Origin of the sequence: Gemmatirosa kalamazoonensis, from assembly GCF_000522985.1 — a bacterium.
Lineage (GTDB): Bacteria > Gemmatimonadota > Gemmatimonadetes > Gemmatimonadales > Gemmatimonadaceae > Gemmatirosa > Gemmatirosa kalamazoonensis.
Map to the genome: position 1 here is coordinate 1056158 of NZ_CP007128.1, position 25485 is coordinate 1081642.

The following is a 25485-nucleotide window of genomic DNA, read 5'->3' on the forward strand; positions in this document are numbered from 1 at the left end:
GGCCCCACGATGCGCCACGCCGCCCGTCTCGCCGGTTCCATTCTCCTGCTGCTCACCCCCGCCGCCGCCCTGGCGCAGTCCGGGGAGGGCGCGCTGCACGCGAGCCTGTTCGCCGACTTCAACTACCAGGAGTCGCAGCGCCCGATCGCCCAGGGCTTCCGACTCGGCCAGGTCGCCGGGCATCTGACGTGGGGGATGTCCGACCGCACGACGCTGTTCACCGAGGCGACCGCGACGAGCCAGTCTACGGGGCTCGCGCTCGAGTTCGAGCGGGTGCTGCTGCGCTACGACGCCCGCGACTGGCTGAAGCTGTCCGCCGGGCGCGGGCACACGCCGATCAGCTACTGGTACACGTCGTTCCACCACGGACAGTGGTTCCAGTCGACCATCGCGCGCCCGGAGATGGTGCGCGGCGGGAGCCCGTTGATCCCGATGCACTTCGTCGGCGTGTTCGCGGAGGGGAACGTGCCGGCGGGGCCGCTCGTGCTCGGGTACTCGACGGGCCTCGGGAACGGACGCGGCACGTCGATCATGCGCGGCGGCGACGCGGGCGACGCGAACAACAGCCGCGCGACGGTGTTGGGCGCGACCGTGCGCGCGCCGAGTCTCGCCGGCGCGCGCATCGGCGGCGCGATCTACAACGACCGGCTGACGCCGAGCGCGGGGATCGACGTGCGCGAGCGGATGCTCTCCGGCCACTTCGCGCTCGAGCGGGAGACGCCGGAGCTCATCGTCGAGTACACGGCGATCCGGCACGACCCATCGCTGCCGGTGGCGCAGGCACCGACGACGACGACCGCCTACTACGCGCAGCTCGCCTACCGGCTGTCCGGGCGGGCGAGCGCGTGGAAGCCGTACGTGCGGTTCGACGAGGTGCGCGTGCCGGCGGGCGACACGGTGTTCGCGCCGCTGCGTCTGAGCTACGCAGGCTACACGACGGGCGTGCGCTACGACGTCGCGCCGACGATCGGGCTGAAGCTCGAGTACCGCGGCGAGCGCGTCGAGCACGGCCCGCGCATGCGCACGATCGCGGCGTCGATCGCCTTCACGATGTCGGGTCACACCGGCCATCACGACGCGGACCCGGTGATCACCGACGACGGCAACGACGGACACGACGGAACCGCGGCGCACGAGGGCCACGAGCGCCACGAAGGCCACGAAGAAGGCCACGAGGGCCACGAGGGCCACGACACGGCACCGAGCGGTGCGTCCCATCACTGACCGCCGCCCCGCAGCGCGGCGACTCGCCGTCGCCGCGCTGCTCGTCGCATCCGCGTTCGCCCGACCCGCCGGTCCCGCGTTAGGCGCCGAGCCGGGCGCGCCGCAGGCGGTCGTGCAGAGCGCGGAGCGGTACGCCGTCGTCGTGCATCCGTCGACGCCGGTGAGCGACGTCACGCTCGCGCAGCTGCGGCGGATCTTCCGCGGCGAGCAGCAGTTCTGGTCGGGCGGCGCGCGCGTCGTGCTGCTCGTGCAGGCGCCGGGCACGAACGAGCGCGGGGTGATCCTGCGCCGCGTGTACGAGATGGACGAGAGCGCGTTCAAGCGCTACTGGATCGGCAAGACGTTCCGCGACGAGGTCGCGACGGGTCCGAAGATCGTCTCCACGAGCGCGCTCGCGCGCCGCCTCGCCGCGGCGATCCCGGGCGCGGTCGCCGTCATCCCGCTCTCCGCGGTGGACGAGAGCGTGCGCATCGTCCGCGTCGACGGCCACACGCCGGACGACGCGGGCTATCCCATCATCGGCGGGGGCAGCTGACCATGCGCCTCCCGACGATGCACGTGCTCCACGCGCGCACGCTGCGGGCCCGCTTCGCGCGCGCGTTCGGCGCGCTGCTCGCGCTCGCGACGCTGAACATGGGCGCCTACTACTGGGGCGCACGGCAGCGCACGCGCGTGTTCAACGTGCTGCACGCTTCCATCGGCCGACACAGCGCGCTCACCGAGGCGCGCACGGAGCTCGAGGACCACTACAAGCGCGTGAAGGTCGTCAGCGACCTGATGGGAGTCGAGGGCATGTCCGCCACCACGGCGGAGCGACAGGGCACCGTGCGCGCGATCAACGGCATCCGCGACCGGCTCGCCGAGGTCGCCGCCACGGCCGCCGCGGACCACGACGACGACCTCGTGGACAGCGGCCTCGCCGACGCGCTGATCCCCGGCGTGAAGGCGCGCGTGGACTCGCTCACCGCGTCGTGGACGCGGTTCTACCTGATGCAGGCCCGCGACCCGGCCGTCGCCATCTCGGAGGTCGCGGTCACGGCGGAGCCGCTCGCCCAGCGACTGTTGGGCACCGACCTGCCGGCGGCGATCCGCGCGCAGCACCGGCGTGTGGATCTCGCGAGCGCGGAGTTCGTGCGCACGGACCGCGCGTCGTCGGCGGTGATGTGGGCGATCCTCGCGCTCTCCGGGCTGTGCGGCTTCGCGCTCTCGTACGTGCTGTCGCGCGACCTGCTCGGCGCGATCGGCGCGCTGAAGGTGGGCGTCGACCGCTTCGGCGCCGGAGAGCTCGCGTACCGCGTCGCGGTGAGGAAGTGCGAGGAGCTGCACGAGGTGGGCGAGAGCCTGAACGCGATGGCGGGACGTCTCGCGCAGGCGCGGCTGGACCTCGAGGCGCGCAACCAGGAGCTCGCGCACCTCGCGTTCCGCGACTCGCTCACGCTGCTCGCGAACCGCGCGCTGTTCCGCGACCGCGTCGAGCGCGCGCTCGGCCAGCCGGACGGCCCGCAGGACGTGTTCGTGCTGTTCATCGACCTCGACGACTTCAAGAGCATCAACGACACGCTCGGCCACGCGTCCGGCGACCGGCTGCTCGTCGACGTCGCGTCGCGGCTGCTGAACGCGACGCGCGGCATCGACACCGTCGCGCGCCTCGGCGGCGACGAGTTCGCGATCCTGCTCGGCCAGGTGCACGACGTGCACGACGCGGTGCTCGTGGCGGAGCGGGTGATCGCGGCGATGCGGACGCCGTTCGCGTTAGGCACCCGCCTCGTGCACGTCGGGGCGAGCGTGGGCATCGCGTCGGGCCGCGACGGCGCGGACGCCGAGGAGCTGCTGCGGAACGCCGACGTCGCGATGTACCGCGCGAAGGCGTCGGGCAAGGGGCGCCACACGGTGTTCGAGCCGGCGATGCACGCCGCGCTGCTCGACCGCGTGGAGCTGGAGGCGGAGCTGCGCGACGCGCTGCGCCGCGAGGAGCTCACGGTCTCGTACCAGCCGATCGTGGAGCTGGCGACGGGACGCGTCACCGGCTTCGAGGCGCTGGCGCGGTGGACGCACGCGCGGCGCGGCATCGTGCCGCCGGGCGTGTTCGTGCCGCTCGCCGAGGAGACGGGGGCGATCCTGCCGCTGGGCCGCTGGGTGCTCGCGCGCGCGTGCAGCGAGGCGGTGCGCTGGCGCGCGGACGCGCCGGACGCGCCGCCGGTGGGAGTCAGCGTGAACGTCTCCGGCCGTCAGGTGGAGGACCCGTCGTTCGTCGACGACCTGCGCGCGGTGCTCACCGCCACCGGGCTGGAGCCGTCGTCGCTCACGCTGGAGATCACGGAGTCGGTGATCATGCGCGACAGCGAGACGACGCTGCGCTTCCTGCGCGAGGTGAAGTCGCTCGGCGTGCGCGTCGCGATCGACGACTTCGGCACCGGCTACTCGTCGCTCGCGTACCTGCAGCGCTTCCCGGTCGACGTGCTGAAGATCGACAAGGCGTTCGTCGACCAGGTGGCCCAGGGCGGCAACGACGCGGCGATCGCGCGGACGATCGTGTCGCTGGCCGAGACGCTCGGACTGCGCACGGTGGCCGAGGGGATCGAGCGCCCGGACCAGCACGCGGGCCTGCGCCTGCTCGGCTGCCAGCTCGGCCAGGGCTTCCACTACGCGCGGCCGCTCGGCGCGCACGACGCGGCGGCGTTCCTCCGGCAGCGGCGGGGCGGCGAGGGGGTCGCCGAGGAGACGACGCTGCGGCGCCGCGGCGGCCTCCGGGCCTGACCCAAGTCGTTGCGCCGCAACGAGGTGACGATCGTGAGACGGTCCGCGCCGATCATGTGCCCCGTGAGCCGTGCATGGGAGCCGGCCACGCCAGCGAGTGCACGACCAGCGGAGCGAGACCAGCACGACGACGGCGGCCCGAGCAGCGATGCTCGGGCCGCCGTGCCGTTCCGGCTCTGGCTCTTTGTATTGAACCGCAGAGGGCCGCAGAGCCTTTCATTTGAACCACAGAGGACACAGAGGACACAGAGGAGAACCACTTTTGTTGGTTTCCTCCGTGTCCTCCGTGTCCTCTGTGGTTCAAAGAAAAGGCAGTCCTCTGCGGCCCTCTGCGGCCCTCTGCGGTTCGATACGACGAGGCAGTCCCTGCGCCTCCGCGTGCACCGACTCAGGGCACGGTGCCGGTGCCCAGCACGTCGACGACCTGCTTCACGGTGACCGGCCCGAGGCCGAGTGCGCGCACGCCGGGCTCGATCGCCTTGCGGTCGCCGACGATGACCACGAGCAGCCGTCCCGTGTCGAGGTACTGCCGCGCGACGCGCTGCACGTCGCCCTGGCCGACCTGCTCCACGCGCCGATCGTACGACCCGTAGTAGTCGAGCGGCAGCCCGTACACGACGAGCGGCACGAGACGGCTCGCGATGTCCCCGGTCGTCTCGAACTCGCCCGGGAGCTGGAGCTCGAGGTAGCGCTTCGCCTTCGCCAGCTCCGCGTTAGGCACCGTGTCGCCGATCGCCTTCAGCTCGCGCACGAACTCGGTGAGCGCGGAGTCGGTCTTCGCGCCCGTGACCTCGGCGCCGGCGATGAACGGCCCCGCCGCGCGGCGCATCCCGAAGCCGGAGCCCGCGCCGTACGTGAAGCCGTGCGTCTCGCGCAGGTTCTGGTTCAGCCGGCTCGTGAAGCTCCCGCCGAGGATCGTGTTCATCACCTCCAGCGGGAAGTAGTCCGCCGTGGCGCGCGGCGCGCCGACGAGCCCCACGCGCACCGACGTCTGCGGCGCGCCCGGCTTGTCGACGAGCAGCACCGACGTCGCGCCGCGCGGCGGCGGCGCGGGCGCGACGGGCGGCGGCAGCTCGCCGCGCGTCCACGCGCCGAACGCACGCTCGGCGCGCCGCGCCACGTCGTCCGGTGTGAGGTCGCCGACGGCGATCAGCGTCGCCGCGTTGGGCCGGTAATGCACGCGCCAGAAGCCGACGACGTCGTCGCGCGTCGTGGCGCGCGTCGTCGCCTCGCTGCCGCCCAACGGACGGCCGTACGGGTGATTCAGCCCGAACAGCGTCTGCGCGAACGCGCGATCGGCGACCTCGGTGGGCTCGTCGCGGATCTGGAGCAGCTCGGTGAGCCGCTCGGTCTTCAGCCGCGCGAACTCGCGCGCCGGGAACGTCGGCCGGAGCGTGACGTCGGCGTACAGCGCGAGCGCGCTGTCGAGCTGCGCGGTCGGCGTGTGCAGCGTGACCATCGAGTAGTCCCACGCCGCGCTCGCGCCGAGCTGCACGCCGAGGTACGACGTCTGGTCGGCGATCTGCAGCGACGTGCGCGTCGCCGTGCCTTCGGTGAGCAGCGCGGCGGTGAGCGTGGCGAGCCCCGATCGGTTCGGCGGGTCGGCCTCGCCGCCGGCGTTCAGCACGAGCACGAAGTCGGCGAGCGGGAGCTCGTGCTGCTCGACGACGATCAGGCGCAGCCCGTTCGGCAGCGTGCGCTCCGTCATCGGCGGCGGCGTGAGCGCCGGCGGCGGACCGAGACGCGGAGGGACGGTGTCGATCTGCGCACCGGCGATGCTCGACACGAGGCAGCACGCGGCGAGGATCCGCGTGGCGGCGCGGGGCGCCCCGTTAGGCACGGCTCGGTGAGACGTGGAGCGCGGATCACGCGGATCGCGCGGATAGGGTGTAGGCTCGTGCCCTCGGCCCATCCGCGTGATCCGCGTGATCCGCGCTCCACACCCGGGAGGAGCCGTCCCCACCGAGGAATCCCGGGGCGGCGCGACGAAGGCCCGGTCGCTCATTTCGTCACCTTCATCGCCGCTCCCCCGATCGCCAGCGACCGCTGTCCGTTAGGCACGATGGTGAGCACCACCTTCGGCTGCAGCAGGTACGTGCGTGCCGCGCGCCTGACGTCGGCCGCGGTCACGGCGTCGTAGCGCGCCGCGTCGCGCTGCACGAAGTCGGGGGTGCCCGCGAGATAGTCGTAGTAGTTCAGCAGGTCCGCCTTCCCCTCGACGCTCGCGAGCCGGTCGAGGAAGCCGGCGCGGATGGAGTTGCGCGCGCGCACGAGCTCGCGCTCGGTGATCCCCTGCTCCGCGACGCGTCGGAGCTCGGCGTCCACCGTCGCCGCGAGCACGGCGGGCGAGCGGCCCTCCTTCGGCGACACGATCACCTCGAACACGCTCGCGAGGCGGCGGCTCCCCTGGAACGCGGTCACCTCCTGCGCGACCTGCGTGTCGTAGACGAGCTGCTTGTACAGCCGCGAGTTCTTGTCGCCGGCGAGGACGAACGCGAGCACGTCGAGCACCGCGTCGTCGGGAGAGAACGCGGGCGGCGTGGGCCACGCGTACCAGAAGCGCGGGAGCTGCACGTCGTCCTCGAGCACGAGCACCGTGTCCTTCGTCAGGCGCACGGGCGCCGGCGTGGGACGCGGCGGCATGGCGGGCCCGCGCGGGATGGCGCCGAAGTACTTCGCGATCCACGACTTCGCCGAGTCGGGCGCGAAGTCGCCGGCAACGACGAGCGTCGCGTTGTTCGGCGCGTAGTACGTGCGGAAGAACTGCTTCACGTCGTCGAGCGTGGCCGCCGAGAGGTCGGCCATGGAGCCGATGACGGGCCACGAGTACGGGTGCCCGCGCGGGAACAGCGCCGCGGCGATCGTCTCGTCGGCGTGACCGTAGGGCACGTTGTCGACGCGCTCGCGCCGCTCGTTCTTCACGACGTCGCGCTGCAGGTCGAGCTTCGCCTGGTCGAGCGGCGGCAGCAGCCAGCCCATGCGATCCGCGTCGAGCCAGAGCGCGAGCGGCAGCGCGTTCGCCGGCATCGACTCGTAGTAGTTCGTGCGGTCCTCGGTGGTCGACCCGTTGTTGTTCGCCCCCGCCGCCTCGAGCAGCTGATCGAACCGCCCCGTCGGCACGTGCTCGGAGCCCATGAACATGACGTGCTCGAACAGGTGCGCGAACCCGGTGCGCCCGGGCTTCTCGTCGCCGGAGCCGACGTGGTACCACGTGTCGACCGCGACCACCGGCGTCGAGTGGTCCTCGTGCAGCACGACCTGCAGGCCGTTAGGCAGCGTGTACCGCTCGAGCTTCAGCGCGGGGACGCTCTGCGCCTGCGCCGCGGTGCTCACCACGAGCAGCAACCACAGAGGACGCAGAGAACGCAGAGGACCACGGAGAGCACCTCTGCGTTCTCTGCGCCCTCTGTGGTTCGACACGCCGAGCCAATGGTTCGCGTTAGTCACCGGGACTCTTCTCCACGAAGAAGACGAACGGCACCTTCAGCGACTCGCCGAGCATGTAGCGCCACGTGAGCCGCTGGTTGCTCGAGATGGGGCTCGTCGGCGTCGGCGACGTGTAGGGCTCGATGCCGTAGCGGCGCGCGACGACGCTGAGCCGCAGCATGTGGAACGGGTCGCTCACGAGGATCGCCGCCTCGCGCTCGGCCGGGGTCGGCGCGGCGCCGTCGCCGCCGGCGGCGCGCACCGAGTCGCGGCGCACCGAGTCCTGGCGCACGATCTCGCGCAGCAGCGCGGCCGCGGCGCGCAGCGACTGGTCGGTGGTGCGCCCCTCGCTCTCCATGAGGATCGCGCTGTCCGGCACACCGTGCGCCACCGCGTACCGCCGCCCCACCGCCGCCTCGCTCGTCCAGTCGATGCCGCCGGGGCTCGTGCCGCGTCCGCCGGTGAAGATCATCCGACGTGCGAGCCCGTGCCGCCACAGGGTGAGCGCGTGGTCCAGCCGTGCGCGCAGCACCGGCGACGGCCGTCCGTCGTACTGCGCCGCGCCCATCACGATGATGGCGACCGCGGGACGCTCCATCGTCGCCGCCTGGTCGCGCCGCGCGGCGAGCAGCACGGCCACGAAGCAGCCGAGCCACACCGCGAACACGATCGCGACGACCGCGCCGACTAGCCGAGCGACGATGCGAAGAGCACGCATGACGAGAAGCTAGCGGCGCTCACTCGGCGAGACTCAGGACGGACAGCCAGAAGACATCGAATCGGAGCCGATGGTTGCCTTCCGGCTCGACCGCCACCTCGCCCGCGAGCCCGTCGAGAAATGCTACCGTGACGTCGCCGACGAGCGGCGCCGGCAGCCGCGGCGTGAGCGACAGCGCGGCGAACAGCCGCTCGATGGTCAGCGTCGCCTGGGCGCGGCGTGCCTCGCGCGAGCGACGCACCGCGTCGCGCACCGCCTCGCCGCGCTCGCCCGCGAGCTCGCCGAGCGCGCGCAGCCGGCCGCTCGTCAGCTCCGCCTCGAGCCACCGCCACAGCGCGTCGAGCGCGGTCGCCGCGTCGGCGTCGGCCAGCGCGACCTCCTCGCCGTGCACGAGCTCCACGGTCACCCAGTCCACGAGGCGCGCGAGCAGCTCGTCGCGGTCGCGGAAGTGGTAGTGGATGAGCGCCTTGCTCACGCCGGCCGAGTCGGCGACGGTCTGGAGGCTCACCTGCGCGGCGCCGAGCTGGCCGACGCACTCCGCCGCCGCGGCGAGGATGCGCTCGGCGGCGTTGCCACGCGCGCGGGGGCGCTCGCTGGTCGATGCCATGCCGGAAGGTTACGCACGGCGCGTGCGCGGGACAGGCTCGGTCCGCGCCGTTGATGACGGGAAGGTCATGCGTCGCTAGCGCGGCTTCGCTGGCGCGGCTCGGATGCATGCCTCAGATTGCCTCGTCCCGCCTCACCCCCGCCCTGCCCTTTCCATGCTGCCGAAGCGCGTCCTTCTCGTCGAGGACAACGCGGACAATCGCTTCATCTACTCGGCGATGCTCCGCCATGCGGGCTACGAGGTGATCCTCGCGTCGAACGGGCACGAAGGACTCGACTTCGGCCGGACCCGCGCGCCGCACCTCGTCCTCATGGACATCTCGCTGCCGGGGCTCGACGGGCTGGAAGTGACGCGCCAGCTGAAGGCGGAGGAGGCGACGCGCGACACGCCCATCATCGCGCTCACCGCGCACGCGCTCCCCGCCGACCGGCTGCGCGCGCTCGAGGCGGGTTGCGACGCGTACCTGGCGAAGCCGATCTCGCCGCCAGCCGTGCTGGCCGAGGTGCGCCGCCTCATCGGCCCGCCCGTCGCCGAAGGCGTGTCGTGACGCGCCCGGCCCCGCGCGGGCCGGGAAAGCCGGCGAACGCTCCGGCGAAGTCCGCGCCGACGGCGCCGCCGCGGGGACTCGCCGCGCAGCTCGGCGTCATCCCGCACATGACGCAGGCGCGGAAGCCGGCCCCGCCGTCGCCGGGGAGGCCGGCTCGCCAAGCGACGCGCCGCCCGGACACACACGCGCCCGCGTCGGTGCGCGTGTCGTCCGTCCAGCCGTCGACGCTCGCGTCGCGGATGCCGCCGCTCGGCCTGCCGCACCGCGCGACGACTTCGGGGCGCTGAGCCCGGTCGTCGAGTTCACGCGGAGAGGCGTGTCCGTTAGGCCCCGCACCGTGCTCGCCAGAGCCGTTCGCCTCGCGCTGCTCGCGCTGCCGTCCATCGGGTGCGGCCTCGCCGGCCGCGCCGCGCCGCGGGCGACCGGGACGCCCGCACTGCTCGGCGCGCCGACGTGCAGCACCGTCGCGGCGACGGCCGACGTCGCGGCGAGCGGCGTGCGACTGGTGCTCCGGTCGCTCGAGACGCGCGGCAGCGTGTGGCGACGCGTCGCGGTGGCCGAGGACTCGGCGGGACACGTGCGGTCGGTGAGCGTGATCGCCGCGGCGCCGGCGACGCGGACCCGACCCGACTCGCTCGTCGGCGAGTGGGTGACGGTGCGGCTCGATCGCGCGGGACGCGTCACGGGCGGCTTCCACACCGCGTTCGTCGTCGGCACCCCTCCGGTCGGGCCGGAGCCGCCGCTGCAGCCCGAGGACTCGGCGCGCACGCTGCAGCTCGCGGCGGCCGTGCGCCGCGCGTGTCGGCGCTGAGGCGGACGGGACGCCGCGCTACTCGTCGATCACGTCGACGTCGGTGACCAGGCCGTCCGGCGTGAAGTAGACGACGATCCGCCGCGGCCCGGCGTCGGTGGTCACGCGGTAGTACGCCACGCGCGCCACCGCGCTGCCGTGTCGCACCACCTCGCCGCCGGTGACGCGCGCCACACCGACGAGCGTCGCGTCCTTCAGCCCCGCCACCGGCGGCCACGTCATCGCGCCGAAGTCGCTCCGCGCGCCCGCCGTGACGCCGCCGACCGTGCGCAGCGATCCGGTGCCGAGCGCGCGCAGCACGCTGTCGCCGCGCGCCGCGGCCGTGGCGTCGAGCGTGCCCGTCGCGCCGCGGAGCAGCGGGCCGAGTCGCGGGAGCGCACGCGTGCTCGTGCCGGCCGTGCGCGCGAGCGCGACGACCTGGCCGGTCTCGTCGCGGGTCAGCGCCAGCGTGACGTCGCGGTCGACCGACGCGAAGCGGTCGTGGCCGAGCGGGACGTACTCCTCGTCGGGGGCGCCGCCGGTCGACGTGTAGAGACGGCCGTCGCGCGCGACGAGCGTGAGGAAGCCGCCGCCGCCGACGTCGTACAGCCCCGTCGCCGCCCCGAGCTCCGCCGCCGCGATCGGCGTTGCGTTAGGCGGCCGGTAGGCGGGCGCGCCGGGCCAGCGGTAGGCGCGCTCGATGAAGTCGCCGATGCGGCCGACGAGGCGCGAGTCGTCGTTCGCGTTGATCATGATCGCGTACGCCTGCCCCGTCGTCGTCGCCTCGAGGCGCGCGTCGAACCCCTCGTCGCGGCCGCCGTGGCCGAAGCGCAGCACGCCGCCGAGCGTGCGCACGCCGACGCCGAGCCCGTAGCCGGCCATCTGCTCGGTCAGCATCTGCCGCGCGGTGGCTTGCGCGACGAGCGCGCCCGGTACGCCGGCGTATGCGCGCTGCACGCCGATCGCGAACCGGGCGAGGTCGCTCGCCGTCGTCCACAGCCCGGCGGCAGCCATCTCGGGATAGACGTGCCAGCGCCCGTGGACCGCGCGGCCGTCGTCGTAGTGCCCCGCGGCGGTGTTGGCGGCGAGCGCCGCGGGGAGCGGCTGCTCGTAGCTGCTGCGGCCCATGCCTAACGGCACGAGCACGGCGTCGTGCATGTACGCGGCGAACGGCCGGCCGGTGACGTCGGTCATCAGCAGCTGCGCGATCGTGATGCCGCCGCCGGAGTAGTTGTACCGCGCGCCGGGCGTGGTGTCGTTGCGCACCGGCGCCGTGTTGGCCGGCGGCGCGCCGTCGAGCACCTGCACGACCGTCGGCCGGACCGAGTCGACGTCGTAGCCGGGGAAGCCGTGCACGGTGAGACCGGCGGTGTGCGAGAGCAGCCGGCGCAGCGTGACCGGCGCCGTCGCGGTGAAGCGGGACGCGGGCACGCGCCACGACGTGAGCCTCGCGTTCACGTCGTCGTCGAGCGTGAGCGTGCCCTGCTCGACGAGGCGCAGGGCGCCTAACGCGGCGACGGGCTTGCTGATGGATCCCGCCTGGAACAGCGTCGTCGTGTCGACGCGGCGGCTCTCGCGGCGGTCGGTCACGCCGTAGCCGCGCGCGTAGACGACGCGGCCGTCCTGCACGATCGCGAGCGACAGGCCGTCGACGTGCCGCCGCGCCATCTGGGCGAGCACGAACGCGTCGAGATCCGCCGGCGCCTGCGCCTGCGACGGCGACGCGAGCACGGCGGCCATGAGCAGCGCGAGAAGGGAGCGTGCGACCATGGGACGCGGGGGGTTAGGCCGCCGTCGCCGTCTCCTCGTCGGTGAGGTCGGGCGATGGCGGGATCGCGAGCGGCAGGTGCACGGAGAACGTCGACCCCTGACCGAACACCGAGCGCACCGACACCGCGCCGCCGAGTCGGTCGAGCAGCCGCCGTGTGATGGAGAGGCCGAGGCCCGTGCCGCCGAACTCGCGCGTGCGCGACTGGTCGATCTGGCGGAAGTCCTCCCAGATCACCGTGAGGTTCTTCTCCTCGATGCCGATCCCGGTGTCGGTGACGTCGATGCGCACGCCGGCGCGCTCGCCGCCGCGCTCGGGCACCGCGGTGACGGTGATGCCGCCGCGGTTCGTGAACTTCATCGCGTTCGACAGCAGGTTGAGGAGCACCTGCTTCAGCTTCGTGCGGTCGGTCTCGATGACCGGGCACTCCGGCGCGATGCCGATCTCGTACGCGAGCGCCTTCTTGCGCACGAGCGGCTCGATCTGCTGGCTGACCTCCGTGATCACCTCGTCGAGCGCCACCGACTCCCGGATGAGCGGCATCTTCCCGGCCTCGATCTTCGCGAGGTCGAGGATGTCGTTCACCAGCGTGAGCAGGTGGTCGGCGGCGGCGCGGCTGCGCTCCATCGCCTCGCGCTGATCGTCGGTGATCGGACCGAACACGCCTTCCAGCATGAGCGACGCGTAGCCCAGCAGCGCGTTGATCGGCGTGCGCAGCTCGTGCGACATGCTGGCGAGGAACTCGCTCTTCAGCCGGTTCGCGCGCTCCACCTCGTGCGACTGCCACTGCAGCCGCGCGTTCTGCTCCGCCAGGTCGGCGACCGCGGCGCGCACGCGCTCCTCGAGCTGCGCGTTGAGCTGCTTCAGCGTCTCGTACAGCCGCTCGTTCTCCGCCTGCTTCGTGAGGTCGTGCAGCACCGACACGATGGCGATCGGCTCGCCGCGCTCGTTCGTGATCTTGCCGGAGACCACCTCGACGGGCAGCTCCTGCCCGCTCGACGGCACGAGCAGCGACATCTGCTCGCGGCGCGCGCGGTCCTCCTGCAGCATGAAGTCGGAGATGAACGACGTGAACTTCGTGTCGTTGCCGCGCACGGCGATGAGCTCGCGCCGCGACCGCGTCCCCGCCTCGCCGACCTGGAACAGCCCCTCGGCCTGGTCGTTCATCAGGATGATGTTCGACTGGTCGTCGGTCACGAGGATCGGGTCGGCGACGTTCTCGAGGATGAGGTTGAGCCGATCGCGCTCGCTCGTCGCCTTCACCTCCGCCTGCCGCACGCGCTGCACCTGCCACTCCAGCTCGCGCGTCGCGCGGCGCAGGTCGGTCACGTCGCGCAGCACGGAGAGGAACGCGTCCTCGGGCCCGACACGCTCGCCGATGGGATGCGCGAGCACCTCGAACAGCAGGTCGTCGCCCTCATCGGGGTCGACGAGGTTCAGCTCGCGCGCGCCGGAATCGGGCCCCGCGCTCATCACCGCCTTCGACAGGAACGACGTGAAGAGCAGGTTGTTCAGCTCCACGGCGCGGCGGCGCCCCGGCGAGTCGCCCTCGTTCACGGCGAGCAGGTGGAGCGCGCGCTTGTTCTGCAGGACGATGTCGTTCGCCGCGTTCGTGATGACGACCGGATCGGGGAGCGAGTCGATCATCAGCGTGAGCCGGTCGCGCTCCTGCCCCACGCGATCGGCGGTGCGCTCCGCGGTCTCCAGCGCGGCGAGGCGGCCCAGCACGGGCCCGGCGAGCATGACGAGCGACGCGACCTCCTGCAGCATCGCGTCGTCGAGCACGCCCTCGAACGCGACGACGCCGCCGGGCGCGGAGCTGAACCGCCGCTCGGCGAGCGGCACGAGGCGCGCCCCGCTCGGCGCGAGCACCTCGCGCGCGTGCGCGTCGCTCCACAGCGCGGGCGCGCCGCGGTAATGCGGCTGCGGCATCGGCAGCGCGGTCCACGACGCGAAGCCGGCCAGCGATGGCGGGCTCGCGAGCGGCGTCGTGCCGACGACGGGCGTGAGCGCGAGCGCCGAGACGATGAGCGGGTGCGCGCGCTCCCACAGCGCGACGCCCTCGCGCCCGCTCTCGCGCCCGCCGTCGCTGTCGCGCGGCGCGAAGCCGAGGGCGCTGTCGGCGAGCGTGTGATAGAGCGGCTCGGCGCGCTCGTCCGGCGCCGGCGAGAAGCCGTGCAGCGCGACGAGCGCGAGCTCCTCGGCGACGGGATCGAAGCGGAGCAGCGCGCAGCGGCGCGCCCCGGTGGACGACGCCAGCTCGGCGAGCAGGAACGCGGCCGCGGCCGCGTAGTCGGGTGCTTCGGCGAGCGCCGAGAGCAGTCCGTCGCGCGGCCGCGCGTCGAACGCCGCCGCAGCAGGCATGACGTTCGGTCCCGCCGTCATTGCAGTGCCCTACACCCGGCTACTGCTCGAGCCGCCGACGCAGCTCCTGGTTCTCGCGCGTCAGCCGCTCGATCTCCGCGTCACCCGTCGACGCCGCGCCGATCTCGCGCGGCCGCGACACCGGCGCCGTGATGCCCACGGCCTCCGAGTACTTCAGATACGTGTCGATGGACGCGACGACGACGCGCGCCTCGACCGTCACCAGGTCGATCCCGACCAGCGAGACTCGCACCCACGCATCGATCACGATGCCCTTGTCGAGCACCCGGTCGAGAACGTCGATGAGGGAACTGCCACTCGGCGTGCGTTCGACTGCCATTCTCGAATCTCCGGTACGAGGCGCTGACTGCGGGGGGGGTGTCGGTACTACTCGGCGGCGGGCGCGTTGTTCGCCGCGCCGCCCGTGAGGAGCCGCTCGAGCTGCGCCTCGATGCGCTGCAGGCGGTGCTCGACCTCGGACGACGGAAGCGCGTCGGCGGCGGGGGCCGTCATGTTCAGCCGCGGATCGTTCCGCCACCAGTTCAAGCCGATCTGCTCCGCCTTGTCGATGGAGCAGACGAGCAATCGCACCTGGATGGTGAGCAGCTCGACGTTCGCCAGGTTGATCTTGATGTCGCCCGCGATGACGAGGCCCTTGTCGAGCACCCGATCGAGGATGTCGACCAGTCCGTTGCTGCGCGTCGGAGAAACGAGATCAGCCAAGCCGGGACTCCGTGCGGGCCGGGGGCGGACTAGAGGAGCCGCCCGAGCGGGCCGAGGTCAATGTTCAGATCGGCGTCGGTGAGACCGAACACTTTCTTGATCTCTCCCATCCGCTCGTCGAGCTTCAGCAGCGCGAGCCCCAACGTCTCGATCTCCGCCTCGCTCAACGTGCCGCCGTCCATCCGGCGCACGGCCTGGTGTTCGAGGACCTTACGCAGCAGCTCGACGACGGTCAAGACGAGCTTGGCCAGCCCCTGCTCCACCTGCGCGGGGTCGGCGTCGATGCGCTCCGGCAGCGCGCGGGCGAGCGCCGCGAGCGCCGCCGCGGGGAGCGCGCCATCCGCGGGATCCTGATTATCGGGACACATCGGCGGCGAAGCTGAACGGGGGCCACGGCCCGACGACGACCGCGCGCGCGACGCCGGCCGCCGTGCGCCACGCCGCCACCCGCGCGCGGTAGTCCGCCTCGCGGTCGCGCGGCACGAGATGCGACACGAGGATCCCCTGCCCCGAGGGATGCACCACGACCGCGTCGTCCGTCGCCAGGTCGCCGACCGCGTCGCGCAGCGCGGTACGCCAGCGCTCCGCCTCGGGCGCGGGGGCCAGCTGCGCGCGGAGGCGCTCGAGGTAGGCGCGACCTCGGGACTCGGGACTCGGGACTCGGGACTTGGGACTCGTGGGGGAGCAGTTCCCGAGTCCCGAGTCCCGAGTCCCCAGTCCCGAGTCCCGACGCTCGGTCGGCACGAACACCATCATCTCGACGCGATCGCGGACGCGTTCCAGCGCCGAACGCCACGTGTCGGCCGAGCGCGCGAGCGCGGCGACCAGCGCGGCGTCGTCGTCGAAGCGACTGCCGGGGCGAGCGGGGAGCGGCGTGCGGCCGGCCTGCAGCGCGGCGTGCAGCGCGGCCTGCTGCTCCTCGGGCGTGGGCGTCTCGGCCGGGGCGAGCGTGCGGACCCACGCGACGCCCGCGGCCGTGTCGAGCGCGCGCACGCCGCGCGGTGGCTCGGCGTCCGCCGGCGCGGCGAGCAGGCCGTAGAGCAGCACGGTCACGGCGCGTCGTTAGGCGCCGGGCGCGCGGCGTCGCGCTCCTTCTCGCGCCGCACGAGCGACTCCACCGACGCGAGCACGAGCCGCAGGTCCACCGACACGAGCTCGATGCTCGCGATGGAGATGATGACGCTGCCGTGGATCACGACGCCCTTGTCGAGCACGTGGTTCAGGAGATCGGCGAGCACGAGCTGCTCGTCCGACTCGAGCGCGTCGAGGTCGTCGTCGTCGGGGTACAGCGGCGCGGGGTGCGTCACGGCGCGCCCACCGGATCGCTCGCGTCGGGCGCGTCGGCGCCGTCGCGCACGAAGTGGTACGGCGGCCACGGCCCGGTGAACTCGAAGCGGAAGCCGCGTCCCGCGTACCGGCGGTCGGCGTCGGTGAGCGCGGCACGGAACGCGTCGAGCGACGCGGGCGCCACGAGGTAGGCGGCCTGCAGCACGAGCGTGTCAGTGCCGCCCTGCGGCGCGGCCACTGGGTCGAGCACCGCGGCGAGCGCCTCGGCCGACGCGGCGGCGTGCACCTCGCGCGCGACGGCGAGCCCCACGCGGCGCAGCTCCGACTTGCGCGCGGTCTCGAGCTTCTTCTGCAGGAGATAGCGCTGCCCGGGCGACGCGGCGGCCGCGTCGCGCTCGAGCGCGCCTATCTCGGGGCTCAGGGTGCCCAACGCGTCGCGCAGCGCGTCGTCGAGGCGATAGACGCGGAGCGCGTACTCGCGCCCCGCGCCCACGCGCGCGAGCGTGCGCGCGAGCACCTCGGCGCGGTCGCGCAGCATCGCCTCGACGCGCGGCCGGTCGACGAACAGCGAGAAGATGGGCAGCGGCGCGACCGGCCCACGGTCGCTCGCCCACGTGAGCACGCGGTCGTGCGCCGCGGCCCGCGCGCCGAGCCACGACACGTCCGCGGTGGCCTGCTCGAGACGCTCCGGCGCGTACGCGTCCGCGTCGACGCGCGACACGAGCGCCGCGAGGTCGCCCGCGCGCACGAGCGACACCGACGCGTCCTCGACGCCGTCGGGGGCGCCAGTCATGTCGAGCGCTGTGGGGACGATGCCGTACACGTAAAGAAGATCCATTGCGTCGCTGTGTGAGTCGCACGCGGAGCGGCGGAGCGCGCGGCTCCGCGTGAGACTCAATCTCGGTCGCGCACCGCGATTGTCCACCGCGCGGCCCACGCGCGCAGCGCATCGACGCCGAGGAGGCCGGGAACGGCGGGCGCGGACATGTCGGGTCCAGGTGCGGCCGCGCGATTGCGGAGCACGCCGACGACGTCCATGCCGCGCGCGCGCACGGCGTCGATCAGCCGCGCGGATTCGGCGCGCACCACCGGCTCGTCGAGCGTCACGACGAGCACACCGGCGCGTGCGGCATCGCCGAGCATCGCGCCGAGGGCACGCGTGCGGCGGGCGAAGCGGAGCAGCTCCTCGCCCGCCTCGGCCAGCCCGCCGACCTCGCGGTACTTCAGGATCAGGCGCATGAGCTGGTGCGTCCACCCGAGCGCGAGCGCGGGCATCTCCAGCAGGCGGAGCAGGTGTCCGGTGGGCGCTGGGTCGACGATCACCTGCGCCCAGCGACCCTCCTCCAGCGTGGCGCCGAGCTCCGCGAGCGCGTACAGCTCGTCGACGCCGGGCGGGGCGAGCGCGAGCAGCTCGCGCACGATCGCGCGGTCGTGTGCCGCATCCACACCGTGCGAGACGAGCCCCCCGAACACCTCGTCGATGCGCTCCTGATACGACGCGACGAGCCGCGCGAACGCCGCACCGGCGTCCATCTGCCGCGCCGCGAGCCCCGGCACGCCGGGCACCGGCGTCTCCGCGTCGGGGACGTCGATGCCTAACGCGTCGCCGACCGACGGCGCGGGGTCGGTGGAGACGAGCAGCGTGGGACGGTCGGGCGCCGCGGTGGCGACGGCGAGCGCGCACGCGACGGTCGTCTTGCCGACGCCGCCCTTGCCGGCGACGACGGTGAGCGGGCGGACGAGCGCTTCCAGTTGAACCGCAGAGGACGCAGAGGACGCAGAGGAGAACCCTTCGAGTGGTTTCCTCTGCGTCCTCCGCGTCCTCTGCGGTTCATGCTCGTGCATCGCCTCCGCCCACGCCCGCAGCCCGTCGACGCCGCGCGGCGGATCGAGCCGCGGCACGACGAACGCGTTAGGCACGTCGGGCTCGCCCTCGGCCGCGTTCACGACGATGGCGGCGACGGCGATCTCGCGCTCGCCCAACGCGCGCACGAGCCGCGCGGTCTCGGCGGCGACGACGGGCTCGTCGCGCGTGACGACGACGGCAGCGGTGCGGGCGGGGTCGCGGAGGGCGTCGCGGAGGGCGGTGGCGCGCGCGCGCATGTCGCGCAGGAACGCGTCGGCGGCGTCGGCGCGGTAGCGGTGGACGAGCGCGCGCACCATGAAGCGGTGCTTCTCCTGCATCGCCTCGAGCAGCGCGAGTAGCGCGTCGAACGTGCGCGGCAGCTCCAGGAGCCGCAGCGTGTGCCCGGTGGGCGCCGTGTCGACGACGAGGCGCTCGTACCGGCTCCAGCGCGCGTCGTGCAGCAGCTCGCCGAGGTGGAGCACGGCGAAGATCTCGTCGGCGCCGGGGAACGTGGCGTCGACGAGCGGCTCGATGTCGTCGCGGTCGAGGTAGGTGCCGCGGTCGATGATGGTGACGAGCACCGCGCGCCACCGCGCGAGGAACGCCGCGCGGTGCGCCGCCGCGTCGAGCTGCAGCGCGTCGAGGCCGTCGGCCACGCGCGCCGGCTCCGCGGAGAGCGGGCCGGCGCCGAGCACGTCGCCCAGCGTTCCGGCGGGGTCGGTGGAGAGGAGCAGCGTCGGAGCCCGCGTCGCCGCGCGCAGGCCCAACGCCGCCGCGCACGTCGTCTTGCCGACGCCTCCCTTGCCGACGACGAACGTCAGCCGCGGGAGTCGCGCGAGGAGCGTGTCGGCGCTACTCGTCGTCGGTCTCGCGCGCGACGCGCACCGGCCCGCCCGCCGTCGGCTGGCCGAGTCGCTCCTTCCAGGCGCGGACCTCGCGCAGGCGCTGCATCAGCACGGCCTCGCGCGCGACGTACTCGTCGTCGTCGATGTCGCCCAGCTCGAGCTGCATCTGCAGCTCCATGAGGTCCTGCTTGATCGGCGTGTCGTCGGTGAGCTCCTGCTCCGCGACGGCGAGCACCTTGTTCAACGACCACCGGATGCCGGCGACCGGCCCCGTGATCGGGAAGAACAGGATGTTGGAGAGCAGACCCACGGCGACGCCCTCAGCCCGCCTTCTCGAGCTTGAGCTTGATGTTCACGAAGTTGTACGGCGGCCACGGGCCCGAGTACTTGAACGTGAGGATGTCCTCGTACTGGCGGCTCGCCTCCTTCACCTTCTCGTCGAACGGCGCCTCCTGCGCGCGCTCGACGAGGAACGCCGCGTTCATGATCATGCGGTCGCCGATGACCTTGTTGCTGCGGCTCGCCACGGCGACGGTCTTCAGCTGCTCGTGGATGTCGGCGACGTAGCGCTGGCTCATCTCCTCGAGCGCGCTCTCGATCAGCCGGCCGAGCTGCATGCGCGCGAAGTACGTGGAGCTCGCGGAGTGGCGGCTGATCTCGTCCTTCAGGCGGCGGATCTCGTCGTTCTCGCGCTCCAGGTTCGCGACGACCTTCTCGCGGTCCCACAGCACCTTCAGCCCGAACTCGATCTTGTCCTGCATCTTGTCGAGCACGTCGCTGAACGCCTGGTAGGTGGAGCGCAGCAGCTCGGTGACGTCCTCCTCGGAGCGGAACACGGTGCCGAACGACATCGGGATCAGCGTGTGCTCCTTCATCACCGTCTCGTTCACGAACTCGTGGGCGAGCACGTTCTCGCGCGTCGGGTCGTAGATGACGATGGGCGTGTCGCTCACGACGGCGGCGAGGTCCGCGTGCCGGATGGTGTAGACCCGTTGCCCACCGCCGATGCCGATGCCGCCGAACTCCCGCGTGCGGTCGATGCGGATGACGCAGTACACGTACTTGCCGACTTCGGGCGCGTCGGCGGTCGCGGGGATCGGATTGCTCATCGGGGCTCCACGGGGGCGACGAACCGTCGGGGACTTCAATAGTGCGCAGGGGCCAGGTGGCAGGGAAGGTGGCGGCGTCGCGCGCGCGGGACGTGCCGAGGACTGCATGGGGATCCCGGGATCGCGTCGATCCTGGGATCCCCATGGGGATCTCGCCTCGCCCCGTCCCCGCCACTACCCCTGCACCCGCCTCTCTCCTACCATTGAGGTAACTCGACCGGGGTGCCCACGCGGATGGTCCGCGCGGGCTGAGAGAGTCCCGTAGAACCTGATCCGGTTCGTACCGGCGTAGGGAGTCGCGAGTCGTCGGCGCCGTTCGCACATGGCACCGTCGTCGACAGGATGGGCCCCGGTCGATGGTCCTCCGCCTGGCGGTTCATCGTGTCCGTTCGTCACCTCGTCGCGGCCGCCCTGTCGGCACTCGCCGCGCTCCCGATCGGCGCCGCCGCCCAGCCGGCGCGCTCCGCACCAGACACCACCGCGCCCGACAGCACGCGCCGAGTGCAGGCGCTCGAGGCGCTCACCGTCACCGCGGCCCGCGCCCGCGCCGACGCTCCCGTCGCCCAGACGACGCTCGACCGCGCGCGCCTGCAGCGCGACTACGCCGGCCAGGACGTGCCGCTCGTGCTGCGCCAGGCGCCGTCGGTCACGGCGTACTCGGAGAGCGGCTCGCTGCTGAACTACTCGTACTTCCGGCTGCGCGGCATCGACCAGTCGCGCATCAACATCACGCTCGACGGCGTGCCGCTGAACGAGCCGGAAGACCAGATGATCTACTTCTCGGACTTCCCGGATCTCACGAGCTCCCTCGAGAGCGTGCAGATCCAGCGCGGCGTCGGCACGAGCACCTACGGGCAATCGGCGTTCGGCGGCGCGGTCAACTTCGCCTCGCCGTCGCTCGCCGGCTCGGCGCCTAACGCGAATCTGCAGCTCGGCGGCGGGTCGTTCGGCACGGCGCGGGCGACGCTCGACGGACGCACGGGACGGCTGCCTAACGGCATGGCGCTCTACGGACGGCTCTCGGGGATGCGCTCCGACGGCTACCGCGCCGGCGCGACGTCGGCCGCGAACGGCGCGTTCGTGAGCGGCGGCTGGTTCGGCGCCCGCGACGTCGTGAAGCTCACCGCCTCCACGGGGCTCGAGCGCAACGGACAGGCGTATTCGGCGGTCCCCGACTCCGTGCTGCGCGTCGACCCGCGCTTCAACCCGCTCGCCGGCGTGGGCGACCACTACCGCGAGAGCTTCGCGACGCTGAACTACACGCACTCGCTCTCGCCGACGGCGTCCGCGGGGCTCACCGGCTACGGCTTCCTCACGAGCGGCTGGTACGACTATCCGGCCGGCGGCACCGCGGCGCCGCTCCGCTACCGCTCGGCGTCGCGCTGGGGCGGCCTCGTCGCGGCGCTGCACGCGAGCCCGACGAGCGCGCTCACGCTCGACGGCGGCGCGCATGCGTCGCTGTACTCCAAGGATCACCGGTTCGGCGCGCGACCCGACCTCGAGTACCCGGCGTACGACAACACGGGGCACAAGACGGAGGCGAGCGCGTTCGCGAAGGCGAGCCTCGCGTTAGGCACCGCGGTCACGCTGTTCGGCGACGTGCAGGCACGCACGGCGGAGTTCCGCTACACGCCGACGGCGGGGTACGGGCTGTCCGAGTCGAGCGCACGATGGAGCTTCGTGAACCCGCGCGCGGGGCTCACGGTGCGCGCGGCGCCGGCGGTCACGCTGTTCGCGTCGTGGGGCACGACGGGACGCGAGCCGACGCGCGGCGACCTGTTCGCCGGCGCCGACGACGTCACGCCGGACGACGCGCCGGCGCTGCTGCCGCTCACGCGCGTGCGTCCCGAGCACGTGAACGATCTCGAGCTCGGGCTCACCGTGGCGCGCGGCCCGGTGTCGCTCACCGCGAACGCGTACGACATGCGCTTCCGCGACGAGATCGCGCGCACCGGCGCGACCACGCCGCTGGGCTACGACCTGCGCGCGAACGTCGGCCGCAGCTACCGTCGCGGCGTGGAGCTCGACGCGTCGTGGGCGGTGACGCCGGCGCTCGACGTCGGCGCGACGGCCGCGGTGAGCCGCAACCGGATCGCGTCGTACACGGACGAGGCGACGGCCGCGACGTACCGCGACGTGGAGCCGATCCTCACGCCGTCGTTCGTCGGCGGGCATCGCGTCACGTGGCGCGTGGGCCCGCAGCTCGCCCTCACCGCCGACGGCCGCTACCAGGGGCGCTCGTTCCTCGCCCCGACCGGCGACGCGCGGCTCACGGCGCCGCCGTTCTACGTGCTCGACGGCGGCGCGAGCCTCGCGCTCCGCGGCGGGCGGACGCTGCTCGTGCAGGGCCGCAACCTGCTCGACCGGCGCGCGTATCCGTCGGGCGACGTGAGCGGGAGCGGCGTGCCGCGGTACTTCATTCTCTCGCCGCGGAGCGTGGACGTGACGGTGCGCGTGCCGCTCTGAGCGGCGGCCGTACGTCGCACGCGGAGCCGCGGAGAACACCAGCGGAGGACTGCCTCTTCGAACGGCAAAAGATCCGGGGATGAAAGGATCCTGAGGGATCCTGGGATCCTTTCATCCCCAGGTCTTTGCTGTCGATGTTCTCTGCGGCCCTCCGCGTCCTCGGCGGTTCATTCACACAGCCACGGCAGCGCTCCGCGTTCTCCGCCTCCGCGTGCGATAGATTGTCCGACCACTTTCCACGCGCCGACGCATGCCTTCGGAGCGAGTCCTCGCCGACGACCCACGCTACGCCGCGACCGTCGAGAAGCGCTTCAACAAGCGCTTCCGCGCGCGCCCCGACTACGTGCGCCTCGTGTCGTCGACGGACGAGGTGGTCGCGGCGGTGGAGGAGGCCGTGCGCGAGGAGCGTCGCCTCGTGCCGACGAGCGGCGGACACTGCCTCGAGGGGTTCGTCGCCGACCCGGACGTGCGCGTGATCGTCGACGTGTCGCCGATGAAGCGCGTGTACCACGACGCGGCGAGGCGCGCGATCGCCGTGGAAGCGGGCGCCACGGTCGGCGAGACGTTCCGCGCGCTGCACGAGACGTGGGGCACGGTCGTCCCGCTCGGCGAGCACCCGGCGATCGGCGTCGGCGGGCACGTGCTCGGCGGCGCGTTCGGGTTCCTCTGCCGGCAGCTCGGCCTCGCCGCCGACTACCTGCACGCGGTGGAGGTCGTGGTGGTGGACGCGGACGGCCGTGCGCGCGCGGTGGTGGCGACGCGCGATGGGGACGACGCGCACCGCGACCTGTGGTGGGCGCATACGGGCGGCGGCGGCGGCAACTTCGGGGTCGTGACGCGCTACTGGTTCCGCACGCCCGATGCGATCGGCGACGACCCCGCCGCGCTGCTCCCGCGCGCTCCGGCGTCGGTCACGACGTTCCAGGCGGAGTGGAGCTGGCGCGACGTCGCCCGGGCGGCGTTCGCACGGCTGCTGCGGAACCACGGCGAGTGGTGCGAGCGCCACGCCGGCGCCGACTCGCCGAACGCGACGCTGTGGGCGCTGCTCGAGATCCATCGCGCGCAGTTCGGGAAGATCCTCGTGCGCGGCGTGAGCACCGACGACGATGCCGAGCGGCAGATCGACGCGCACCTCGCGGCGTTAGGCACGGGGCTTCCCGTTCCGTCGAACCGGCGCGTCGAGCGGATGCCGTGGCTCGCGTTCGCGCTCGACCCGCTCCCCGAGCTGTTCGCCTCGCCGCCGGGCGGCGTGAGCGTGAAGGTGAAGGACGCGCTGCTGAAGCGGCGGCTCGGCGACCGGCAGATCGACGTCGCGTACGAGTGGCTGACGCGCGACGACCACGACGTGCCGGGCGGGATGCTCGGCCTCGCGACGTACGGCGGCCGCGTGAACGTCGCCGCCGCCGACGCGACCGCCGCCCCGCAGCGCGCGGCGATCGTGGATCTCGCGTGCAGCACCGGCTGGCTCGACCCGCGCGACGAGGCGCGCAACCTGGCGTGGGCGCGTGGGATCTACGGCGCGCTGTTCGACGACACCGGCGGCGTGCCGGTGCCCGGCGACGCGTACGACGGGGCGCTCATCAACCACCCCGACGTGGACCTCGCCGACCCCGCGTACAACACGTCGGGCGTGCCGTGGCATGCGCTGTACTACCAGGGCAACTACCCGCGGCTGCAGCGCGTGAAGGCGCGGTGGGATCCGCGCGACGTGTTCCGGCATGCGCTGTCGGTGCGGCCGGGCGGGTGACGTGGCGACCGACTTCCCGCGCCGCATCGTCTGCCTCTCCGACGAGACGACCGAGATCCTCTACGCGTTAGGCGCCGAGGACCGCATCGTCGGCGTCTCGAAGCTGACCGTGCGGCCCGCGGCGGCACGCAGGAAGCCGCGCGTCGCGGCGTTCAGCACGACGGACGCGGATGCGGTGCTCGCGCTCGCGCCGGACCTGGTGCTCGCGTTCTCCGACGTGCAGGCCGAGATCACGCGCGAGCTCGTGCTGCGCGGCGCGACGGTGCTGGCCTTCAACCAGCGCACGGTGGCCGAGGTCCTCGACGTCGTGCGGGCGTTGGGCCGGCTGGTCGGGAAGGCGCGCGAGGGGGATGCGCTCGCCGCCGCGCTCGCGGCCGGGCTCGAGGCGATCCGCGAGTCGGCGCGTCGCTTCCCGCGGCGGCCGCGCGTGTTCTTCGAGGAGTGGCACGACCCGCTGATCAGCGGCATCGCGTGGGTGGAGGAGCTCGTCGAGATCGCGGGCGGCGACGTGGTGTTCCCCGAGCTGCGCGGGTGCGGCAAGTCGCGCGACCGCGTCGTCGACGCTGCGGAGGTTCGCGCGCGCGACCCCGAGGTCATCGTCGCGTCGTGGTGCGGCAAGGCGGTGCGGAAGCGCGCGATCGCGGCGCGCCCCGGGTGGGACGCCATCTCGGCGGTGCGCGACGGACACGTGTACGAGATCCGGTCGTCGCTCATCCTGCAGCCCGGCCCCGCGGCGCTCACCGAGGGGGTGCGGCAGCTCCACGCGATCCTGGCGCACGTCGTCGGCGCCGAGGTGCCCGCGGCGCTGCGGCCGCGCGAGCCCACGGATGCAACCCTTCTTGCGCCGTCCGTGTCCGACGTGTAGAAGTTCTACCCATCATAGGTAGAATCTCTACACATCGGAGCCGACCCGTGGCGAAAGAGCCCGACCGCGCCGAGCTGCTCAAGGGCACGCTCGACATGCTGATCCTGCAGACGCTCACGCTGCAGCCGATGCACGGCTACGCGATCGCGCAGCACATCGAGCGGCTGTCGCAGGACGTGCTGTCGGTGGAGCAGGGATCGCTGTACCCCGCGCTCGACCGACTGCAGAAGCAGGGATGGGTGACGTCGAAGTGGGGCGAGTCGCCGACCGGGCGGCAGGCGCGCTACTACACGCTCACCGCGGCCGGCCGGCGCCAGCTCGGCGCGCAGCTCGCCTCGTTCGACCGGGTGTCGCTCGCCATCTCGCGCGTGCTCGGCCGCGCCTAACGCGTCTCAC

The 25485-nt window shown here is 73.0% G+C and carries 24 protein-coding genes, 1 pseudogene and 1 riboswitch; of the genes and pseudogenes, 10 read left to right on the forward strand and 15 right to left on the reverse strand.

Annotated elements, in window-relative coordinates; all coding sequences use genetic code 11:
- Nucleotides 1–9: 9 nt before the first annotated feature.
- From J421_RS04615 to J421_RS04625, 3 genes are read left to right on the forward strand one after another with little or no spacing between them, the layout of a single operon-like run.
- On the forward strand, nucleotides 10–1224 hold the full coding sequence (locus J421_RS04615; RefSeq protein WP_025409997.1) for a hypothetical protein: 1215 nt from the start codon (nucleotides 10–12) through the stop codon (nucleotides 1222–1224).
- Nucleotides 1208–1759 carry a type 2 periplasmic-binding domain-containing protein gene (locus tag J421_RS04620; RefSeq protein WP_025409998.1) on the forward strand — a complete coding sequence of 184 codons (552 nt, stop codon included), beginning with the start codon at nucleotides 1208–1210 and terminating at the stop codon, nucleotides 1757–1759. The genes J421_RS04615 and J421_RS04620 overlap by 17 nt, the downstream gene beginning before the upstream one ends.
- Before the next feature lie 2 nt (nucleotides 1760–1761).
- A complete protein-coding gene (locus J421_RS04625; RefSeq protein ID WP_025409999.1) occupies nucleotides 1762–3981 on the forward strand; it encodes a putative bifunctional diguanylate cyclase/phosphodiesterase in 2220 nt (739 codons plus the stop codon).
- 388 nt (nucleotides 3982–4369) lie between these two features.
- On the opposite strand, the gene J421_RS04630 is transcribed toward J421_RS04625, so the two are convergent.
- The 4 genes from J421_RS04630 to J421_RS04645 form a co-directional block, all read right to left on the reverse strand.
- On the reverse strand, nucleotides 4370–5821 hold the full coding sequence (locus J421_RS04630; protein WP_025410000.1) for a M16 family metallopeptidase: 1452 nt from the start codon (nucleotides 5819–5821) through the stop codon (nucleotides 4370–4372).
- Nucleotides 5822–5982: 161 nt separating this feature from the next.
- Entirely contained in the window at nucleotides 5983–7317 is a 1335-nt protein-coding gene (locus J421_RS04635; protein WP_158508654.1) for a M16 family metallopeptidase, read from the reverse strand.
- A gap of 103 nt (nucleotides 7318–7420) precedes the next feature.
- Nucleotides 7421–8125 carry a YdcF family protein gene (locus J421_RS04640; protein WP_025410002.1) on the reverse strand — a complete coding sequence of 235 codons (705 nt, stop codon included), beginning with the start codon at nucleotides 8123–8125 and terminating at the stop codon, nucleotides 7421–7423.
- Nucleotides 8126–8144: 19 nt separating this feature from the next.
- Nucleotides 8145–8732, reverse strand: coding sequence for a TetR family transcriptional regulator (locus J421_RS04645; protein ID WP_025410003.1), 588 nt, complete (start codon nucleotides 8730–8732; stop codon nucleotides 8145–8147).
- 154 nt (nucleotides 8733–8886) lie between these two features.
- On the opposite strand from J421_RS04645, the gene J421_RS04650 reads away from it, so the two are divergent.
- Genes J421_RS04650 through J421_RS04660 form a run of 3 tightly spaced genes read left to right on the forward strand, consistent with a single transcriptional unit; the run spans nucleotide 8887 to nucleotide 10090 of the window.
- Nucleotides 8887–9279, forward strand: coding sequence for a response regulator (locus J421_RS04650; protein WP_104022249.1), 393 nt, complete (start codon nucleotides 8887–8889; stop codon nucleotides 9277–9279).
- Nucleotides 9276–9566, forward strand: coding sequence for a hypothetical protein (locus tag J421_RS04655; protein WP_025410005.1), 291 nt, complete (start codon nucleotides 9276–9278; stop codon nucleotides 9564–9566). The genes J421_RS04650 and J421_RS04655 overlap by 4 nt, the downstream gene beginning before the upstream one ends.
- A gap of 50 nt (nucleotides 9567–9616) precedes the next feature.
- Nucleotides 9617–10090 carry a hypothetical protein gene (locus tag J421_RS04660; RefSeq protein WP_025410006.1) on the forward strand — a complete coding sequence of 158 codons (474 nt, stop codon included), beginning with the start codon at nucleotides 9617–9619 and terminating at the stop codon, nucleotides 10088–10090.
- An 18-nt stretch (nucleotides 10091–10108) separates the two neighbouring features.
- On the opposite strand, the gene J421_RS04665 is transcribed toward J421_RS04660, so the two are convergent.
- The 11 genes and pseudogenes from J421_RS04665 to J421_RS04715 form a co-directional block, all read right to left on the reverse strand.
- Nucleotides 10109–11839 carry a serine hydrolase domain-containing protein gene (locus tag J421_RS04665; protein ID WP_025410007.1) on the reverse strand — a complete coding sequence of 577 codons (1731 nt, stop codon included), beginning with the start codon at nucleotides 11837–11839 and terminating at the stop codon, nucleotides 10109–10111.
- A gap of 13 nt (nucleotides 11840–11852) precedes the next feature.
- The gene (locus tag J421_RS04670) at nucleotides 11853–14222 is read right to left on the reverse strand and encodes a PAS domain-containing sensor histidine kinase (RefSeq protein ID WP_025410008.1); all 2370 of its coding nucleotides are present in this window, start codon (nucleotides 14220–14222) and stop codon (nucleotides 11853–11855) included.
- A 109-nt stretch (nucleotides 14223–14331) separates the two neighbouring features.
- A pseudogene (gene gvpA, locus J421_RS04675) lies at nucleotides 14332–14541 on the reverse strand (gas vesicle structural protein GvpA); the annotation flags it as partial.
- Between the two features lie 47 nt (nucleotides 14542–14588).
- The gene (locus J421_RS04680; protein ID WP_104022250.1) at nucleotides 14589–14924 is read right to left on the reverse strand and encodes a gas vesicle protein; all 336 of its coding nucleotides are present in this window, start codon (nucleotides 14922–14924) and stop codon (nucleotides 14589–14591) included.
- A 29-nt stretch (nucleotides 14925–14953) separates the two neighbouring features.
- The gene (locus J421_RS04685; RefSeq protein WP_025410011.1) at nucleotides 14954–15292 is read right to left on the reverse strand and encodes a gas vesicle protein K; all 339 of its coding nucleotides are present in this window, start codon (nucleotides 15290–15292) and stop codon (nucleotides 14954–14956) included.
- A complete protein-coding gene (locus J421_RS04690; RefSeq protein ID WP_025410012.1) occupies nucleotides 15279–15977 on the reverse strand; it encodes a GvpL/GvpF family gas vesicle protein in 699 nt (232 codons plus the stop codon). Before J421_RS04690 ends, J421_RS04685 begins: the two co-directional genes overlap by 14 nt.
- Nucleotides 15974–16231: a gas vesicle protein gene (locus tag J421_RS04695; protein ID WP_025410013.1), complete on the reverse strand. Its 258-nt coding sequence runs from the start codon at nucleotides 16229–16231 to the stop codon at nucleotides 15974–15976. The genes J421_RS04690 and J421_RS04695 overlap by 4 nt, the downstream gene beginning before the upstream one ends.
- Complete coding sequence (locus J421_RS04700) at nucleotides 16228–17049, reverse strand: GvpL/GvpF family gas vesicle protein (protein ID WP_104022251.1); 822 nt, start codon at nucleotides 17047–17049, stop codon at nucleotides 16228–16230. The genes J421_RS04695 and J421_RS04700 overlap by 4 nt, the downstream gene beginning before the upstream one ends.
- Nucleotides 17050–17105: 56 nt before the next feature.
- Nucleotides 17106–18878 (reverse strand): ArsA family ATPase, encoded by a 1773-nt coding sequence (locus tag J421_RS33555; RefSeq protein ID WP_260525847.1) that lies wholly within the window; start codon nucleotides 18876–18878, stop codon nucleotides 17106–17108.
- 31 nt (nucleotides 18879–18909) lie between these two features.
- The gene (locus J421_RS04710; protein ID WP_025410016.1) at nucleotides 18910–19212 is read right to left on the reverse strand and encodes a gas vesicle protein GvpG; all 303 of its coding nucleotides are present in this window, start codon (nucleotides 19210–19212) and stop codon (nucleotides 18910–18912) included.
- 10 nt (nucleotides 19213–19222) lie between these two features.
- Nucleotides 19223–20011 carry a GvpL/GvpF family gas vesicle protein gene (locus J421_RS04715; RefSeq protein ID WP_025410017.1) on the reverse strand — a complete coding sequence of 263 codons (789 nt, stop codon included), beginning with the start codon at nucleotides 20009–20011 and terminating at the stop codon, nucleotides 19223–19225.
- A gap of 208 nt (nucleotides 20012–20219) precedes the next feature.
- Nucleotides 20220–20323, forward strand: a riboswitch (TPP riboswitch).
- A gap of 69 nt (nucleotides 20324–20392) precedes the next feature.
- Between J421_RS04715 and J421_RS04720 the strand changes: the two genes are divergently transcribed.
- The 4 genes from J421_RS04720 (at nucleotide 20393) to J421_RS04735 (ending at nucleotide 25475) form a co-directional block, all read left to right on the forward strand.
- Entirely contained in the window at nucleotides 20393–22477 is a 2085-nt protein-coding gene (locus J421_RS04720; RefSeq protein ID WP_025410018.1) for a TonB-dependent receptor, read from the forward strand.
- Nucleotides 22478–22727: 250 nt separating this feature from the next.
- Nucleotides 22728–24224, forward strand: coding sequence for an FAD-binding oxidoreductase (locus J421_RS04725; RefSeq protein WP_025410019.1), 1497 nt, complete (start codon nucleotides 22728–22730; stop codon nucleotides 24222–24224).
- Nucleotides 24196–25089 carry an ABC transporter substrate-binding protein gene (locus J421_RS04730; RefSeq protein ID WP_025410020.1) on the forward strand — a complete coding sequence of 298 codons (894 nt, stop codon included), beginning with the start codon at nucleotides 24196–24198 and terminating at the stop codon, nucleotides 25087–25089. The genes J421_RS04725 and J421_RS04730 overlap by 29 nt, the downstream gene beginning before the upstream one ends.
- 47 nt (nucleotides 25090–25136) lie before the next feature.
- A complete protein-coding gene (locus J421_RS04735) occupies nucleotides 25137–25475 on the forward strand; it encodes a PadR family transcriptional regulator (RefSeq protein WP_025410021.1) in 339 nt (112 codons plus the stop codon).
- The last annotated feature ends 10 nt before the right edge of the window (nucleotides 25476–25485 follow it).

Bases quoted from the DNA above. Each gene is read 5' to 3' on its own strand.
- J421_RS04615 (WP_025409997.1), top strand. From the start codon at position 10: ATGCGCCACGCCGCCCGTCTCGCCGGTTCCATTCTCCTGCTGCTCACC.
- J421_RS04625 (WP_025409999.1), top strand. From the start codon at position 1,762: ATGCGCCTCCCGACGATGCACGTGCTCCACGCGCGCACGCTGCGGGCC.
- J421_RS04640 (WP_025410002.1), bottom strand. From the start codon at position 8,125: ATGCGTGCTCTTCGCATCGTCGCTCGGCTAGTCGGCGCGGTCGTCGCG.
- J421_RS04645 (WP_025410003.1), bottom strand. From the start codon at position 8,732: ATGGCATCGACCAGCGAGCGCCCCCGCGCGCGTGGCAACGCCGCCGAG.
- J421_RS04650 (WP_104022249.1), top strand. From the start codon at position 8,887: ATGCTGCCGAAGCGCGTCCTTCTCGTCGAGGACAACGCGGACAATCGC.
- J421_RS04665 (WP_025410007.1), bottom strand. From the start codon at position 11,839: ATGGTCGCACGCTCCCTTCTCGCGCTGCTCATGGCCGCCGTGCTCGCG.
- J421_RS04670 (WP_025410008.1), bottom strand. From the start codon at position 14,222: ATGACGGCGGGACCGAACGTCATGCCTGCTGCGGCGGCGTTCGACGCG.
- J421_RS04685 (WP_025410011.1), bottom strand. From the start codon at position 15,292: ATGTGTCCCGATAATCAGGATCCCGCGGATGGCGCGCTCCCCGCGGCG.
- J421_RS04700 (WP_104022251.1), bottom strand. From the start codon at position 17,049: ATGGATCTTCTTTACGTGTACGGCATCGTCCCCACAGCGCTCGACATG.
- J421_RS04715 (WP_025410017.1), bottom strand. From the start codon at position 20,011: ATGAGCAATCCGATCCCCGCGACCGCCGACGCGCCCGAAGTCGGCAAG.
- J421_RS04725 (WP_025410019.1), top strand. From the start codon at position 22,728: ATGCCTTCGGAGCGAGTCCTCGCCGACGACCCACGCTACGCCGCGACC.
- J421_RS04730 (WP_025410020.1), top strand. From the start codon at position 24,196: ATGCGCTGTCGGTGCGGCCGGGCGGGTGACGTGGCGACCGACTTCCCG.